The 12,927-nt window shown below is 70.5% G+C and carries 12 protein-coding genes; 6 read left to right on the top strand and 6 right to left on the bottom strand.

What is annotated here, in order from left to right; genetic code table 11:
- Positions 1 to 6: 6 nt before the first annotated feature.
- From VV01_RS08140 to VV01_RS08130, 3 genes are all read right to left on the bottom strand, one after another.
- A complete protein-coding gene (locus VV01_RS08140; RefSeq protein WP_050671805.1) occupies positions 7 to 1,224 on the bottom strand; it encodes a pyridoxal phosphate-dependent aminotransferase in 1,218 nt (405 codons plus the stop codon).
- A 93-nt stretch (positions 1,225 to 1,317) separates the two neighbouring features.
- Positions 1,318 to 4,512, bottom strand: a complete 3,195-nt coding sequence (locus tag VV01_RS08135; protein ID WP_050669447.1) for an AAA family ATPase — start codon at positions 4,510 to 4,512, stop codon at positions 1,318 to 1,320.
- Complete coding sequence (locus VV01_RS08130; RefSeq protein ID WP_050669446.1) at positions 4,509 to 5,681, bottom strand: exonuclease SbcCD subunit D; 1,173 nt, start codon at positions 5,679 to 5,681, stop codon at positions 4,509 to 4,511. The genes VV01_RS08135 and VV01_RS08130 overlap by 4 nt, the downstream gene beginning before the upstream one ends.
- Before the next feature lie 125 nt (positions 5,682 to 5,806).
- Between VV01_RS08130 and VV01_RS08125 the strand changes: the two genes are divergently transcribed.
- On the top strand, positions 5,807 to 7,291 hold the full coding sequence (locus VV01_RS08125; RefSeq protein ID WP_050669445.1) for a glutamate-cysteine ligase family protein: 1,485 nt from the start codon (positions 5,807 to 5,809) through the stop codon (positions 7,289 to 7,291).
- A gap of 31 nt (positions 7,292 to 7,322) precedes the next feature.
- Here VV01_RS08125 and VV01_RS08120 read toward each other — a convergent pair whose 3' ends face one another.
- Positions 7,323 to 7,931 carry a histidine phosphatase family protein gene (locus VV01_RS08120; RefSeq protein ID WP_050669444.1) on the bottom strand — a complete coding sequence of 203 codons (609 nt, stop codon included), beginning with the start codon at positions 7,929 to 7,931 and terminating at the stop codon, positions 7,323 to 7,325.
- A 30-nt stretch (positions 7,932 to 7,961) separates the two neighbouring features.
- Between VV01_RS08120 and VV01_RS08115 the strand changes: the two genes are divergently transcribed.
- Both VV01_RS08115 and VV01_RS08110 read left to right on the top strand, forming a co-directional pair.
- On the top strand, positions 7,962 to 8,393 hold the full coding sequence (locus tag VV01_RS08115; RefSeq protein WP_050669443.1) for an OsmC family protein: 432 nt from the start codon (positions 7,962 to 7,964) through the stop codon (positions 8,391 to 8,393).
- A gap of 119 nt (positions 8,394 to 8,512) precedes the next feature.
- The gene (locus VV01_RS08110; protein ID WP_050669442.1) at positions 8,513 to 8,956 is read left to right on the top strand and encodes an SRPBCC domain-containing protein; all 444 of its coding nucleotides are present in this window, start codon (positions 8,513 to 8,515) and stop codon (positions 8,954 to 8,956) included.
- Here VV01_RS08110 and VV01_RS08105 read toward each other — a convergent pair.
- Positions 8,933 to 9,583, bottom strand: a complete 651-nt coding sequence (locus VV01_RS08105; protein ID WP_050669441.1) for a hypothetical protein — start codon at positions 9,581 to 9,583, stop codon at positions 8,933 to 8,935. The two genes, VV01_RS08110 and VV01_RS08105, sit on opposite strands and share 24 nt — an antisense overlap.
- 56 nt (positions 9,584 to 9,639) lie before the next feature.
- Here VV01_RS08105 and VV01_RS08100 point away from each other — a divergent pair, with 56 nt between their 5' ends.
- From VV01_RS08100 to VV01_RS08090, 3 genes are read left to right on the top strand one after another with little or no spacing between them, the layout of a single operon-like run.
- Complete coding sequence (locus VV01_RS08100) at positions 9,640 to 10,260, top strand: L-threonylcarbamoyladenylate synthase (protein WP_050669440.1); 621 nt, start codon at positions 9,640 to 9,642, stop codon at positions 10,258 to 10,260.
- A gap of 30 nt (positions 10,261 to 10,290) precedes the next feature.
- Positions 10,291 to 11,097 (top strand): 2-phosphosulfolactate phosphatase, encoded by an 807-nt coding sequence (locus VV01_RS08095; RefSeq protein WP_050669439.1) that lies wholly within the window; start codon positions 10,291 to 10,293, stop codon positions 11,095 to 11,097.
- 45 nt (positions 11,098 to 11,142) lie between these two features.
- The gene (locus VV01_RS08090) at positions 11,143 to 12,069 is read left to right on the top strand and encodes an SCP2 sterol-binding domain-containing protein (RefSeq protein ID WP_050669438.1); all 927 of its coding nucleotides are present in this window, start codon (positions 11,143 to 11,145) and stop codon (positions 12,067 to 12,069) included.
- Positions 12,070 to 12,076: 7 nt separating this feature from the next.
- Here VV01_RS08090 and VV01_RS08085 read toward each other — a convergent pair whose 3' ends face one another.
- Positions 12,077 to 12,898 (bottom strand): acyl-CoA thioester hydrolase/BAAT C-terminal domain-containing protein, encoded by an 822-nt coding sequence (locus VV01_RS08085; RefSeq protein WP_050669437.1) that lies wholly within the window; start codon positions 12,896 to 12,898, stop codon positions 12,077 to 12,079.
- Positions 12,899 to 12,927: the final 29 nt, after the last annotated feature.

Raw genomic sequence — 12,927 nt, 5'->3', positions numbered from 1 at the left:
GTCGGCTCAGCCGCGCAGCGTCTCGAGGTGCTCGGCGATGCGACCGATGGCCTCGGTGAGCATCTCCACATCGGGCAGCGTGACCAGCCTGAAGTGATCAGGCTCGGGCCAGTTGAACCCTGTGCCGTGCGTGACCAGGAGCTTCTTGGACCGCAGCAGACCCATCACGAACGCCTCGTCGTCGTCGATCGGGTAGACCTCCGGGTCCAGTCGCGGGAAGCAGTAGAGCGCGCCCTGCGGCCGGACACAGCTGACGCCCGGGATGTCGTTGAGGAGCTTGTACGCGGTCATGCTCTGCTCGTAGAACCGACCGCCCGGGACGATGAGGTCGTCGATCGACTGGTACCCACCGAGCGCGGTCTGGATGGCGTGCTGAGCCGGGACGTTGGCGCACATGCGCATGTTGGCCAGCAGCGTGAGGCCCTCGAGGAAGTCGGTCGCGAGGTGCTGGGGGCCGGAGATCATCAGCCAGCCGGCGCGATAGCCGCAGACCCGGTAGGCCTTGGACAGACCGCTGAAGGTCAGGCACAGCACGTCGTCGCCGGTGAACGCCGCCGTGTGATGGTGCTGCAGGTCTTCGAAGATGATCTTCTCGTAGATCTCGTCACTGAAGACGACCAGGTCGTGGCGGCGCGCGATGTCGACCAGGTCGCGCACGAGCTGCTCGGAGTAGACCGCACCCGTCGGGTTGTTGGGGTTGATGATCACGATCGCCTGGGTGGCGTCGGTGATCTTGGACTCGATGTCCTCCAGGTCCGGCTGCCAGCCGTTGTCCTCGTCGCACAGGTAGTGCACCGGCTTGCCGCCCGAGAGCGAGACCGCGCCCGTCCACAGCGGGTAGTCCGGTGCAGGGACGAGGATCTCGTTGCCGTCGTCGACGAACGCCTGCAGCACCATCGAGATCAGCTCGGAGACCCCGTTGCCGATGAAGATGTCCTCGACGGCCGTGTCGCGCAGACCTCGGCCCTGGTAGTACTGGGCGACTGCGGTCCGGGCGGAGTAGATGCCGCGGGAGTCGGAGTAGCCCTGCGACTCGGCGAGGTGGTGCGTCACGTCGGCCACGATCGCCTCGGGGGCCTCGAAGCCGAACGGCGCGGGGTTGCCGATGTTGAGCTTGAGGACACGATGGCCCTCTGCCTCCAGACGCTGGGCCTCGACCAGGATCGGCCCACGCACGTCGTACCGGACGTTCTTCAGCTTGTCGGACTGTCGGATCTGTCGCACGCGCTCAGACTGGCACAGCGCAGTACGCGCGTCGTGGCGCGTCCGCCGTACGACCGGCGCGCGTCGCGACGGACGCACCGTCGACACGTCACCTCAGGCGGCGTGCTCGGTGGGGGTGCGCACCGAGATCGTCGACCCGGTCTCGGTCTTGGTGACGACGACCTGCGCCGGAACCCGGTCGCGCAGCTCGCGCACGTGGCTGACGATCCCGACGGTGCGCCCACCTGCCCGCAGGTCATCCAGGACGGCCATGACCTGCTCCAGGCTCTGGTCGTCCAGCGAGCCGAACCCCTCGTCGACGAACAGCGTCTGCAGCTCGATGCCTCCGGAGTCCTGGCGCACCGCCTCACCGAGCCCCAGCGCCAGCGCAAGGGAGGCCAGGAAGGACTCACCGCCGGACAACGTGGCCGGCTCACGCGTCTGACCTGTCCACGCGTCGTGGACGACGAGTCCGAGTCCGCTGCGCAGGCCGCCCTTGGCTCGCTCATCGGAATGAGCCAGCTCGAAGCGTCCTTCGCTCATGACCGCCAGCCGTTCGTTGGCCAGCCGGGTGACCTCCTCGAGCCGGGCCGCGAGGACGTACGACGACAGCCGCATCTTCTTGAGGTTGTCGCCTCCGCCGTTGACCACGTCGGCAAGAGCCGTGACGCGCTCGTGGCGCTCGCGCAGGGGAGCGAGCCGGGTCGCCGCGGTCTCCAGAGCTCGCGCCACCTCACGCAGACGCCCGAGTGCCCTCTGCGTCGTGACCATGACCACCTGGTTGTCGCGGGCGAGCGTCGCCGTCGTACGGGCTGTCGCGCGCAACGCGTCGAGGTCGGGCGCCTCGACCGCCAACGCCTCCACTACGTCCTGACGCTCGAGCACGGCCGACGCGCGCTCGCGTCGTGCGTGACGCTCGTGCTGTGTCCTCTCGAGCTCGGCGATCCGCTCGGCCGGACGCCACGCCGTGTCGGCCGCCTCGACGTCGGCGAAGGCGTGCTCGGCCAGCAGCGCGTCGAGGTCGGACTGCGCACGCCGGTCGAGCAGCTTCGCCTGGACGAGCGCCCGCTGCGCCGTCGACGCCACGCGCAGACGTTGTTCGACCAGGTCGTGGCGGCCGTCACGGCTGAGGTCATTGAGATCGGTCGAGGCCGCGCTGCCCTCGACGCACACACAGGTCTGGTCGTGACGCGTGAGCAGGGCGTCGGCCCTCTCGTCGAGCTCGTCGAGCCGCGCTCGCTCACGCGCGACATCCGCCGTGTGGACCGCCACGTCACGCTCGACCTGCGCACGCTCGGCCTCGGCTGCTCGCAGCTGCTCCGCGACCCGGCGCCGCTGCGTGAGCGCCTGCTCCGCGCGGCGGGCCGACTCGCGGGCGAGCTCGACCTGGTGCGCGGACGTGTCCTCGAGCTGCGCCAACGGACCGGCGACCTCCTCGGCGCGGATCGCCTCTGCCCAGTCACTGGCTTCGTCCAGGGCGCGGCACGACGTCTCGAGCTGCGCGCGGCCGGCGGCGAGGCGTTCGCGGGCCGCAGCGAGCTCACCCTCACGACGTCGGTATTCATCGCCCGCGTCACGCGCGCGGGCCTCGGCGCGCTCGACCTCGTCATCCGTCACGTGTGCTGACGACGGTGCTGCCGGCTCCGGGTGCTCGACCGACCCGCACACGGGGCACGCCTCGCCTGGTTGGAGGCCTTCGGCCAGGGTGGCCGCGAGGTGGCCGAGCCGCGCGCCGCGCAGGCGCAGCACCTCTGACTCGGCTTCCTGGAACGCCACTGCTGAGGTGCGGTGCGTGCGTTCGGACGCCGACACCGCGCTGGCCGCGGCGCGCACCCGGTCGTGCTGGGCGCGTGCGTGCTGGACCAGCCGTGCGCGCTCGTCGGCTGCCGCGAGCTCGGCGACCGCGGTCGCATGATCGGCCTGTGCGTCGGCAAGCTCGTCGAGCCGCCCCTGCAGATCGGCGACCAGCGAGGTCTGCACGTCACGACGTGAATGGCTCGAGGTGAGAGCCGCCTCGCTCCGACTGACGGCTCGACGGGCCGCCTGGTGCTCACGCACCACCATCTGGTGCTGTCGCAGCGCCTCGCGTCCCGCCTCGACCGAGGCGAGCCACGCGTCGTACGACACCCGCCCGTCAGCGACAACGTCGGTCGCGAGCGTGAAGAGCGTGTCGGCCTGCGGGGCGGACGACTCGACGTCGTCGGTCGCCTCGAGGGAAGTAGCCAGATGCGGAGCGGCGGCGAGCAGGCTCCGATCGGCCGTGCTCGCCTCGTCTCGTGCCCGGTCGAGCTCACCGCGGGCGCGGGTCGCGGCGACCGCGCTGGCCCGGACGTAGGCAGCACGACGGGCGCCGTCGAGCTCGATCCGCTGAGCGGCGTCCGCCTCACGATCGGACTCGAGGGCGGCTGTCTCCTGCTGGGCCTCGACTCCGAGCCGGCGCAGCTCGACCGCACGCTCAGCAGCGGTGACCGCGTCGCGGGCACGGTCGGCGGCCGTCTCGGCATGCTCTGCCTCAGCCATCGCGACAGTGACCGCGGCCCCGACCCTCGTCTGCTCGGCCTCGAGGCGCTCACGTAGGGCGCCGAGCGGCAACGAGCCCCACTCGGTGACGTCGGTGACGGCGGAGTCATCGGGGACGTCGCTGAGCACGCCCTGCAGCTGGACCACCGCCGCGGTCATGGCGGCGGACGCGTCCTGAACAGCGGTCGCGGACTCACGACGCTGCTCGGCAAGCCAGGTCTCGAGGTCGAGGAAGCGGTCGATGTCGAACAGGTGGCGCAGCACGCGCCCCCGGTCGTCCGGCCGTGCCTGCAGAAAGGCCGCGAACTGCCCTTGGGGGAGGAGCACCACCTGAGCGAACTGCTCCAGTCCCATGCCGAGCCCCTGGCCGATGAAGTCGCCCACCTCGTCGTTGCGGTGGCTGACACCGACCCACCCTGAGGACGTGCGCTCGGACAGCACCACCTTGGCCTGGCGTCTCGTCGTGCCGGTGCCGCGCTTCTTGGGTGCGAGGTGCTCGGGGGAGCGATCGAGACGCAGACGGCGACCGCTGAGCGTCAGCTCCAGCACCACACGCGGCTCGGCACCGGCCGGGGCGTGATCGCTGCGCAGGCTGTCGCGCTGCCCGCGACGCGCGCCCGGCAGCTGACCGAACAAGGCGAAGCAGATCGCGTCCAGGATCGTGGTCTTGCCGGCGCCGGTCGCACCGTGGATGAGGTGCAGGCCGTGTGCGCTCAGCGCGTCGAAGTCGATCTCCTCGGCCGCCGCGAACGGACCGAAGGCCTCGATCCGCAGATGGTGCAGTCTCATGCTGCGCCGCTGCGGCCGTCGGTGAGCCCGCCCTCGTCGTCGTGCTCGTGTCGTGCGGAGGCGGCGGCGCCGAGCGCGTCGCGCAGCAGCTCGCGCTCGTCGACGCTGGTGTCGACGCCGCCACGCACGTGCTCGAGGAAGTCGCAGCACAGGTCGAGGTCGGCACGACCCTGGACACGACGCGCATAGCTGCGCTGGGCGAAGGCGTCCGCCGGGCTGTCGAACAACAGCTGGAGTGTGTGCGGGAAACGTGAGCGCACGGCGTCCATCGCCGCTCGCGGACGACGCTCGTCGGTCAGCGTGACCTGGCACCAGGCGTTCTCGGCTTCGGCGTACGACGGGTCGCGGAGCAGCTGCTCGAGCGTGCCGCGCAGCCGCGCGAGGGGTCGCTCGGTCGGCGCGACCACCTCGTCGTACGCCGGTGCCGCCCCGGCGAGATCGACGAGGAGCGTGCTCTTGGTGTGCCCTGCCTCGCTGAACGACATGGCCACCGGCGAGCCGCAGTAGCGGACGTGCTCTGCGGGCTGCTGCGGACGGTGCAGGTGCCCCAGGGCGGCGTAGTCGACACTGTCGAAGACGTTGACGGGAACGGCCCCCATGCCGCCCACACTGATGTCGCGCTCGGAGTCGGAGGTGGTGGCGCCGGTGACGAACGAATGGGCCATGACGACCGAGCGCCCTCCGCGCCGGCCGAGGTCGGCCCGGACCCTGGACATCGCTGCGCGCAGGACCCCGGCATGGGTGCGTTCGTCCGCCTTGAGCACCGGCGCGGCGAGCGCAGGCTCGAGGTAGGGGATGGGGTAGACGTGCGTGTCGCCGACGGTGACGGGTGTGCCCACCGAACCGGCCGACGTACGGATGTGCAGGCCCGACCGCTCGAGCAGCCGCGAGGCGAACCCGAGGCGCGTCGCGGAGTCGTGGTTGCCGCTGGAGACGATCACCTGCGCCCCCGTGTCGAGCAGCCGGACGAGCGCGTCGTCCAGGAGCGCGACAGTGTCGGGTGAGGGCAGCGCCCGGTCGTAGACGTCACCCGAGACGAGGACCGCGTCGATGTGCTCCTCGCGTGCGACCTCGACGAGGTGGTCGAGGTAGCGCTCCTGCGCACCGAGCAGCCCGACGCCGTGGAACGACCGTCCCAGGTGCCAGTCGGAGGTGTGCAGGAACCGCATGTCTCGCAGGCTAGGAGACAGCGCCGACAGGGCAGCGGAGCCGCGGCGGCGAGCCGGGAACCCGGCCGACGAAAGGTCGTCACCGGATGCTGACACCACAGGGGCGCCTGTGGTGAGGTGTGCGCATGGGCGAGGACGTCAGCAGCACCACGTACACACGTGAGCAGCGCCAGCGCTACCGCGAGAAGGTCCGTCAGGACCTGGACGTCTTCGAACGCATGCTCACGACGAGCAGCTTCGAGTTCGACAGGCCGCTCACCGGTATGGAGATCGAGCTCAACCTCGTCGACGGGCAGTACGAGCCGACGATGACCAACGCCGAGGTGCTCGACAAGATCGCCGACCCGGACTACCAGACCGAGCTCGGCCAGTACAACATCGAGCTCAACGTCGACCCGCGGCCGCTGCCCGGCCGCGCCGCGCTCGACCTCGAGAAGGACCTGCGCGAGAGCCTCAACCGCGCCGAGCGGATGGCCGGTGAGACCGGCGCCCACATCGTGATGATCGGCATCCTCCCGACGCTGATGCCCGAGCACTTCCACCCCGAGTGGATGAGCGCCAACGCCCGGTACGCCGCCCTCAACGAGGCGATCTTCGCCGCCCGGGGCGAGGACCTGTGGATCGACATCGAAGGGCCTTCGGGCGAACAGCTCGCGACGTACGCCGACTCCATCGCGCCCGAGTCCGCGTGCACCTCGGTGCAGCTGCACCTGCAGGTTCAGCCCAGCGAGTTCGCGGCGCACTGGAATGCCGCGCAGGCGCTGTCGTCCATCCAGCTGGCCATCGGCGCCAACTCGCCCTACTTCTTCGGTCGTCAGCTGTGGCACGAGAGCCGCGTCGAGGTGTTCCAGCAGGCCACCGACACCCGGTCGATCGAGCTGAAGAACCAGGGTGTGCGGCCGCGGGTGTGGTTCGGCGAACGCTGGATCACCTCGATCTTCGACCTGTTCGAGGAGAACGTCCTGTACTACCCGGCCCTGCTCCCCGAGACCTCGGACGAGGACCCGGTCGCGCTGCTCGACGAGGGCAAGGCGCCCGAGCTGGCCGAGCTGCGGCTGCACAACGGCACCGTCTACCGCTGGAACCGGCCGATCTACGACATCGTCGGCGAACGCCCGCACCTGCGTGTCGAGAACCGGGTCCTGCCCGCCGGTCCGACGATCGTCGACTGCATGGCCAACTCGGCGTTCTACTACGGCGTGGTCCGGATGCTCGCCGAGAGCGACCGGCCGGTGTGGACCCGTATGAGCTTCGCGGCTGCGGAGGAGAACTTCCGCCAGGGCGCCCGCCGCGGCATCGACGCCCGGGTCTACTGGCCGGGTTTCGGTGAGGTGCCGGCCGATGAGCTGGTGCTGCGCCACCTGCTGCCGATGGCCCACGAGGGCCTGGAGCGCTGGGGCGTTGCGACGGAGGTCCGTGATCGCTACCTCGGCGTCCTGGAGGACCGGTGCCGCAAGGAGATGAACGGCGCCTCGTGGCAGATCGCGTGCGTCGAACGCCTCGAGGACAAGGGGCAGGACCGGCGTACGGCGCTGCACGGGATGCTCGAGCGCTACGTCGAGGGCATGCACAGCAACGAGCCGGTGCACACCTGGGACCTGCCGTCGTAGCCGAGCCCTTGGTGTCACTCGGTTCTCGACGTCAGGTGACGCGGTTCCAGACGTCGATGGTCGGCACGTCGTGGTGCTCGCCGAGCACGCTCACCGATCCTGCGTCCAACGAGATCTTGGCCCCGAACCTGGGTTGCTCGCGCAGCCACACGGTCGTGAGGATGCGCAGCAGGTGGCCGTGCGCGACCAGGACGACATCACCCTCGTGCAGCTGCGGCCAGACGCGTTGCAGCACGTGGCTCGCACGGGCCGCGACGTCCTCGACCGTCTCGCCGGGAGTCGCGCCCGGCGCCACGCCGTGCTCGAAGATCTCCCACTGGTAACCGAGCTGTTCGCGCACCTGCGGTGTCGTCATGCCCTCGTACGCGCCGTAGTCCCACTCACGCAGGTCCTCGTCGACGACGTAGTCGGTGAGTCCCGCGAGCTCGGCCGTACGCCGGGCCCGCGTCAGGGGTGAGCAGTGGACACCGACGATGTCGTAGGCCTCGAGCAGCGCCGCAGTGTCTCGCGCTGCCTGCTCGCCGACAGCGGTCAGAGGGATGTCGGTCGTGCCGGTGTGCTGACCCGACTTGCTCCACTCGGTCTCACCGTGGCGGAGAAGGACGAGGCGGCCCTGCGGGAAGGATGGTTCGGCGCTCACACGTCCGGAGGCTACTGGCAGGCTGTCTGCATGACGACCCCCAGCGCCCACCGTTCCGTCTCGCTCGTCCGTGACTCCGCCGGCCGGTTCACCGCGACCAATGCCCGGGGAGGCACCCTGGCGTTCGGCAGCGGCAGCGACGACGACTTCACGCCCGTCGAGCTGCTGCTCACCGCCATCGCGGGGTGCTCGGCCATCGACGTCGACATCCTCACCACCCGCCGCAGCGAGCCGTCGTCGTTCGAGGTCACCGCCGGAGGTGACAAGCTGCGCGATGACCAGGGCAACCACATGGGCCCGATCACGGTGACGTTCGAGGTGACCTTCCCCGAGGGCGAGGACGGTGACAAGGCCCGCGCCGTACTGCCCGACGCGGCCCGCCAGTCGCACGAGCGGTTGTGCACCGTGTCGCGCACCGTGATGCTGCCGACCGAGGTCACCACGACCGTCAAGGACGCCTGACCCCGCTCGTCCACACCCCCCTCTCTGGCCAGGCGGATTTCCACAACCGGAAATCGCCTGGCCGCACTGCGCCCCTGTCACCGCAGACTGAGCGGTGACAGGGAATGAGAGGATGATCCATGCCAGCCGAGGACGTCGTGCTGTCCTACGACCTGCCGGCACCGGCTCGACAGGCGTTCTACCTCTACGTCGACCGGATCGGTCAGTGGTGGCCAGGGGCCTTCACCAGCGACCCGGCGACGTACGAAGGAGTCGTGGTCCAGCCGCGTGTCGGTGGTCGGGTGATCGCGCGGTACCGCGGCTACGACGACGAGTGGGGAGTCGTACGCCGCATCGAGCCGGGTCATCTGCTCGAGCACACCTTCTCGTTCGCACACGCCAGCGGTGTCCCGAGCGTGGTGCGCGTGCAGATGCTCGACCACGACACGGGCTGCCGGATGACGCTCCGTCACGGCGGGTGGACACGGGACAACTCCACGGATCGCCACCGGTTCAACGACTGGCCGTTGATCCTGTCCGGCTACGTCGACCTCGTGCGCTCAGCCGTCAGCCGGCGCGCCTGAGCCCTCGTCCCGGCCGAAGAGCTGCACCGAGCCGACCGGCACGAAGCCGGTGGCGAGGAACGCACGCAACGCGCGGGCGTTGCCGGGTGCGACGGCGGCCACGACCGGACCGTTCACCGACGCGAGCGCAGCCTCGATCAGACTGCGCCCGGATCTGGTGCCGCCACCCGTCTCGACGCCCAGCTCGGTCAGACCTGCGATGCCGGTCGACATCGTCACCAGGTCAGTGCTCCTCGGGTCCGCGCGTCCGAGCACACGGACGTCACGGCGCATACGCCGCGCCAGCTGCGCCCGCGGGTGGTGGCCCAGGTCGGGACGCTCGACGAGACCGCCCCGAGCGCGCGCCTGACCGGGATGGACGAGCAGCGCATCGAGGCTGTCGATCCACCCGCCTCGTGCGAGCGCGGCCACCACTCGCGGGTCGTGAGCGCCACCGAACCCGTCGAGCCGGTCGACGGGCAGCTGTGTGACGAGGTCGTCACGCACCGCGAGGTAGGCGTGGCCGGTGAACGCGACGACGGCCTCGACGTGCGGGTGCCAGGTACGAGCGCGCTCCCATCCGCCGTCGACGGCGGGAAAGCGGCCCGCGGCTGCGTCACGCAGGACATCGGCGAGGTCGACGAGCACGGGAGTGAGTTTCGCAGACCCTGGTCACCGACGACGCCACCTCCTACCGTGGCCGGATGGCGCGCTACCTCGATGTGCATCCGCAGGACCCGCAACCGCGGCTGATCCGGCAGGCGGCCGACCTGATCCGCGACGGTGGTCTGATCGCCTACCCGACCGACTCCTGCTTCGCGCTCGGGTGCCGGCTCGGCAACCCGGACGGCAAGGAACGGATCACCCGCATCCGCCACCTCGACGCAAAGCACCACTTCACGCTGGTGTGCCGTGACTTCGCCCAGCTCGGCCAGCTCGTCCAGCTCGACAACTGGATGTTCCGGGCCGTGAAGGCTGCGACGCCCGGCTCCTACACGTTCATCCTCCCGGCGACCAGCGAGGTCCCGCGGCGACTGCTGCACCCCAAGAAGCGCACCGTCGGCGTACGCATCGTCGACCACCCGGTCGCGTCGGCTCTCCTGGAGGAGCTCGGCGAACCGTTGCTGTCGAGCACCCTCCTGCTGCCCGATCACGACGAACCTCGCACCGACGGCTGGCAGATCAAGGAGGAGCTCGACCACGTCCTCGACGCCGTGATCGACTCGGGGGAGTGCGGCCTCGAACCCACCACCGTCGTCGACATGTCGGGTGGTGCGGCCGAGGTCGTCCGTGTCGGCGCAGGAGACCCGACGCCGTTCCAGTAGTCCGCAGACCCGCAGGGCTAGGGTGCCGACATGGGGACTCCACACAGCCAGCACCGCCACCGGATCCGCCTCGACTGGGGCCTTCAGGGCGCGCAGTCGGTGGTCGACGGCGCCGACCAGGCGGTCGTCGTCGACGTGCTCAGCTTCACCACGACCCTGACGGTCGCGATCGACCTGGGTGCGGAGGTCTACCCCTACCAGTGGCGTGACGAGTCGGTCGTGGAGTTCGCCGAGGCACGCGACGCCCGCTACGCCGTGGGTCGGTTCAAGGCACGCGAGTCGGGGCCGTTGGCTGCGGTCAGCCTGTCACCGGCCAGCCTGCGCACGGCGACCGGCCTGAAGCGTCTGGTCCTGCCGTCACCCAACGGATCGACGATCAGCGCCGCCCTGCGTGACCGCGGCGTCGAAGTCGTGGGCGCCTGCCTGCTCAACCGCGCCGCCGTCGCCGCCCACGCGCTCGACCACCTGCACGAGCCCGGCCGGTCCGTCGCGTTCGTCGCCGCCGGCGAGCGCTGGCCCGACGGGTCGTTGCGACCGAGCGTCGAGGACCTGTGGGGCTGCGGCGCGGTGCTCTCGGCGGTGCTCGCCGACCAGCCTGCGCTCGCCGACGAGCTCAGCCCCGAGGCGCGAGCGGCCGTCGCGGCGTACGACGACATCGCCGGCGCACTGCGTACGGCGCTGCTGGACTCCGCGAGCGGCCAGGAGCTCGTCGAGGCGGGCTTCCGCGACGACGTGCTGGTCGCGGCACAGCTCGACTCCAGCCGTGCCGTGCCGGTGCTCGAGGGTGAGCGCTTCGCTGACACACGACACCGCGCTGCCACCGGCATCGGCGCCTGAGCGTTCGCCCGTCCTCGCACCTCAACCCATGTCACGGAGGTTCCGTTGAGCACGTGGTCGGTCCGCCTGCTGTCCGGCACACCCGCCGAGGTCGAGGAGCAGCTCGCCTCCACGACGCCACGGCAGGTCGTCGACGAGCTCGCCGCCTGTACCGACCGTGAGGTCGGGGCCCTCACCGCAGATGACACCGTCCGGCACGCCCTGGTCAGCACGGTCATCACTCACCTGCCCGAGATCGCCGTGCCCGAGCCGCTGCGGGCCCTCAAGGCCGTCATCGGTTTCGAGCTCACCCACTCCGGTCAGCTGGTCGAGGACCGCACGGTCGTGCTCGACGGGGGCGACGTGCGCGAGAACGACGAGGTCGGCGAGTGGGACGCGATCATCCGCACGTCGGTGACCCACCTGCTGCGGATCGTCACTGGTCAGGAGCACGCCGGTCTGCTGGCCATCGCCGGCGATCTGGTCGTCGAGGGGGACGGGTTGCTCGCACTCGACCTCGCGGAGGTCTTCAGCCGACCCGACCTGCCGGGCTCCCCGGTCGACACCCGCGACCTCGACCCGGTCGAGGTCGCGGGCGCGGTGCGACGGTCCAGCGACGACAACCTGCGGCATCTGATGGCGGGGTCCACCCGTCGGGTCGTGCTCGATGAGATCTTCCGTCGGTTCCCCGACTTCATCGACCCACGCAAGGGTGCTCGGTTGTCGTCGACCATCGCGTTCCGGTTGTCCGGCGCCGAGGGCGAGCCCGACCGCTACGTCGTGGCGTTCGACGGGGGTCGATGCACCATCTCCGAGGGTGACTCGCCCGATCGCGACGTGACGATCAGCATGGACGGCGCCGATTTCCTCAAGCTCGCCACCGGCAACCTCAGCACCGTGCGAGCCGGCATCCAGGGCCGGATCTCGGTCAAGGGCGACCGGGCGGCGGCCCTGGCGCTGAGCCGAGCGATCGACGTCCCGCGCCCGCGCTGACCCCTGGTCAAAGCCGCAGCTGCAGGGCACGCACGAGGTGCGGCCAGGCTCGCCGTCCGAGGTCGGAGTCGGCGTCAGGCGTGCCGCCGCGGGCGATCGCCGCACCGGCCCGGACGACGTCTTCGCCGGGCAGCACCGTGCGGTGCCCGGCGCGCGCAGCGGTCACCACAGTGGTCTCGCGGCCGGCGTCCGTACGACGTCGCGCGATGGTGTCGACCCACGCGTCGGCCGGCCACACCTGGTCGTCGCCACCGGCGATCAGCACGACCGCGCCCGCGATAGCCTCGACCGGGATCGTCGCTGCCGCAACGGTTTCGGGTGCGGCGGCAGCCAGGCTCTCGGCGTACGTACACCGGAACGCGGGCGGGTCACCGACGGGTTGCGACGGCTCGACGAACGGTAGGTAGGGCAGTGGCTCACCAGCACGCGTCCAGTGCGACGTGACCGATCCGTCGGGTCGTACGCCTGCCCACACGACGGGTGACGGAGCGAACGCCACCGCGGCCGTCACCCGCTGGTCGCACGCGGACGTCAGCAAGGTGGCTTCAGCGCCGAACGACGTACCGATCATCGCCAGCCGGTCGCAGCGCGTCGCGAGCTCGTCGAGCGCCGCCGTGAAGGTCTCGAGGGGAACGTCGTACGGACCGTCGGGCTGGCCCTCGCAACCGAACCACTGGATCGACATCGCGGTCGCCCCGTGCCGCGCAAGCAGCCGCGCACGGCCCTCGTCGACGCGACCGCTCGACCCTGCGACCACGAGAACGCCTGTGCCACAGGGGTTTTCGGGCTCGACCAGGATGCCGTTCGGTCTGCTCAGCACGAGCTCCACGCCTGCACCTCTCCGACTCACCGCTGCGT

This window comes from Luteipulveratus halotolerans (assembly GCF_001247745.1).
GTDB lineage: Bacteria > Actinomycetota > Actinomycetes > Actinomycetales > Dermatophilaceae > Luteipulveratus > Luteipulveratus halotolerans.
This window is presented reverse-complemented; position numbering and strand designations above follow the sequence as displayed.

Bases quoted from the DNA above. Each gene is read 5' to 3' on its own strand.
- VV01_RS08100 (WP_050669440.1), top strand. From the start codon at position 9,640: ATGGCGCGCTACCTCGATGTGCATCCGCAGGACCCGCAACCGCGGCTG.
- VV01_RS08135 (WP_050669447.1), bottom strand. From the start codon at position 4,512: ATGAGACTGCACCATCTGCGGATCGAGGCCTTCGGTCCGTTCGCGGCG.
- VV01_RS08125 (WP_050669445.1), top strand. From the start codon at position 5,807: ATGGGCGAGGACGTCAGCAGCACCACGTACACACGTGAGCAGCGCCAG.
- VV01_RS08110 (WP_050669442.1), top strand. From the start codon at position 8,513: ATGCCAGCCGAGGACGTCGTGCTGTCCTACGACCTGCCGGCACCGGCT.
- VV01_RS08095 (WP_050669439.1), top strand. From the start codon at position 10,291: ATGGGGACTCCACACAGCCAGCACCGCCACCGGATCCGCCTCGACTGG.
- VV01_RS08130 (WP_050669446.1), bottom strand. From the start codon at position 5,681: ATGCGGTTCCTGCACACCTCCGACTGGCACCTGGGACGGTCGTTCCAC.
- VV01_RS08115 (WP_050669443.1), top strand. From the start codon at position 7,962: ATGACGACCCCCAGCGCCCACCGTTCCGTCTCGCTCGTCCGTGACTCC.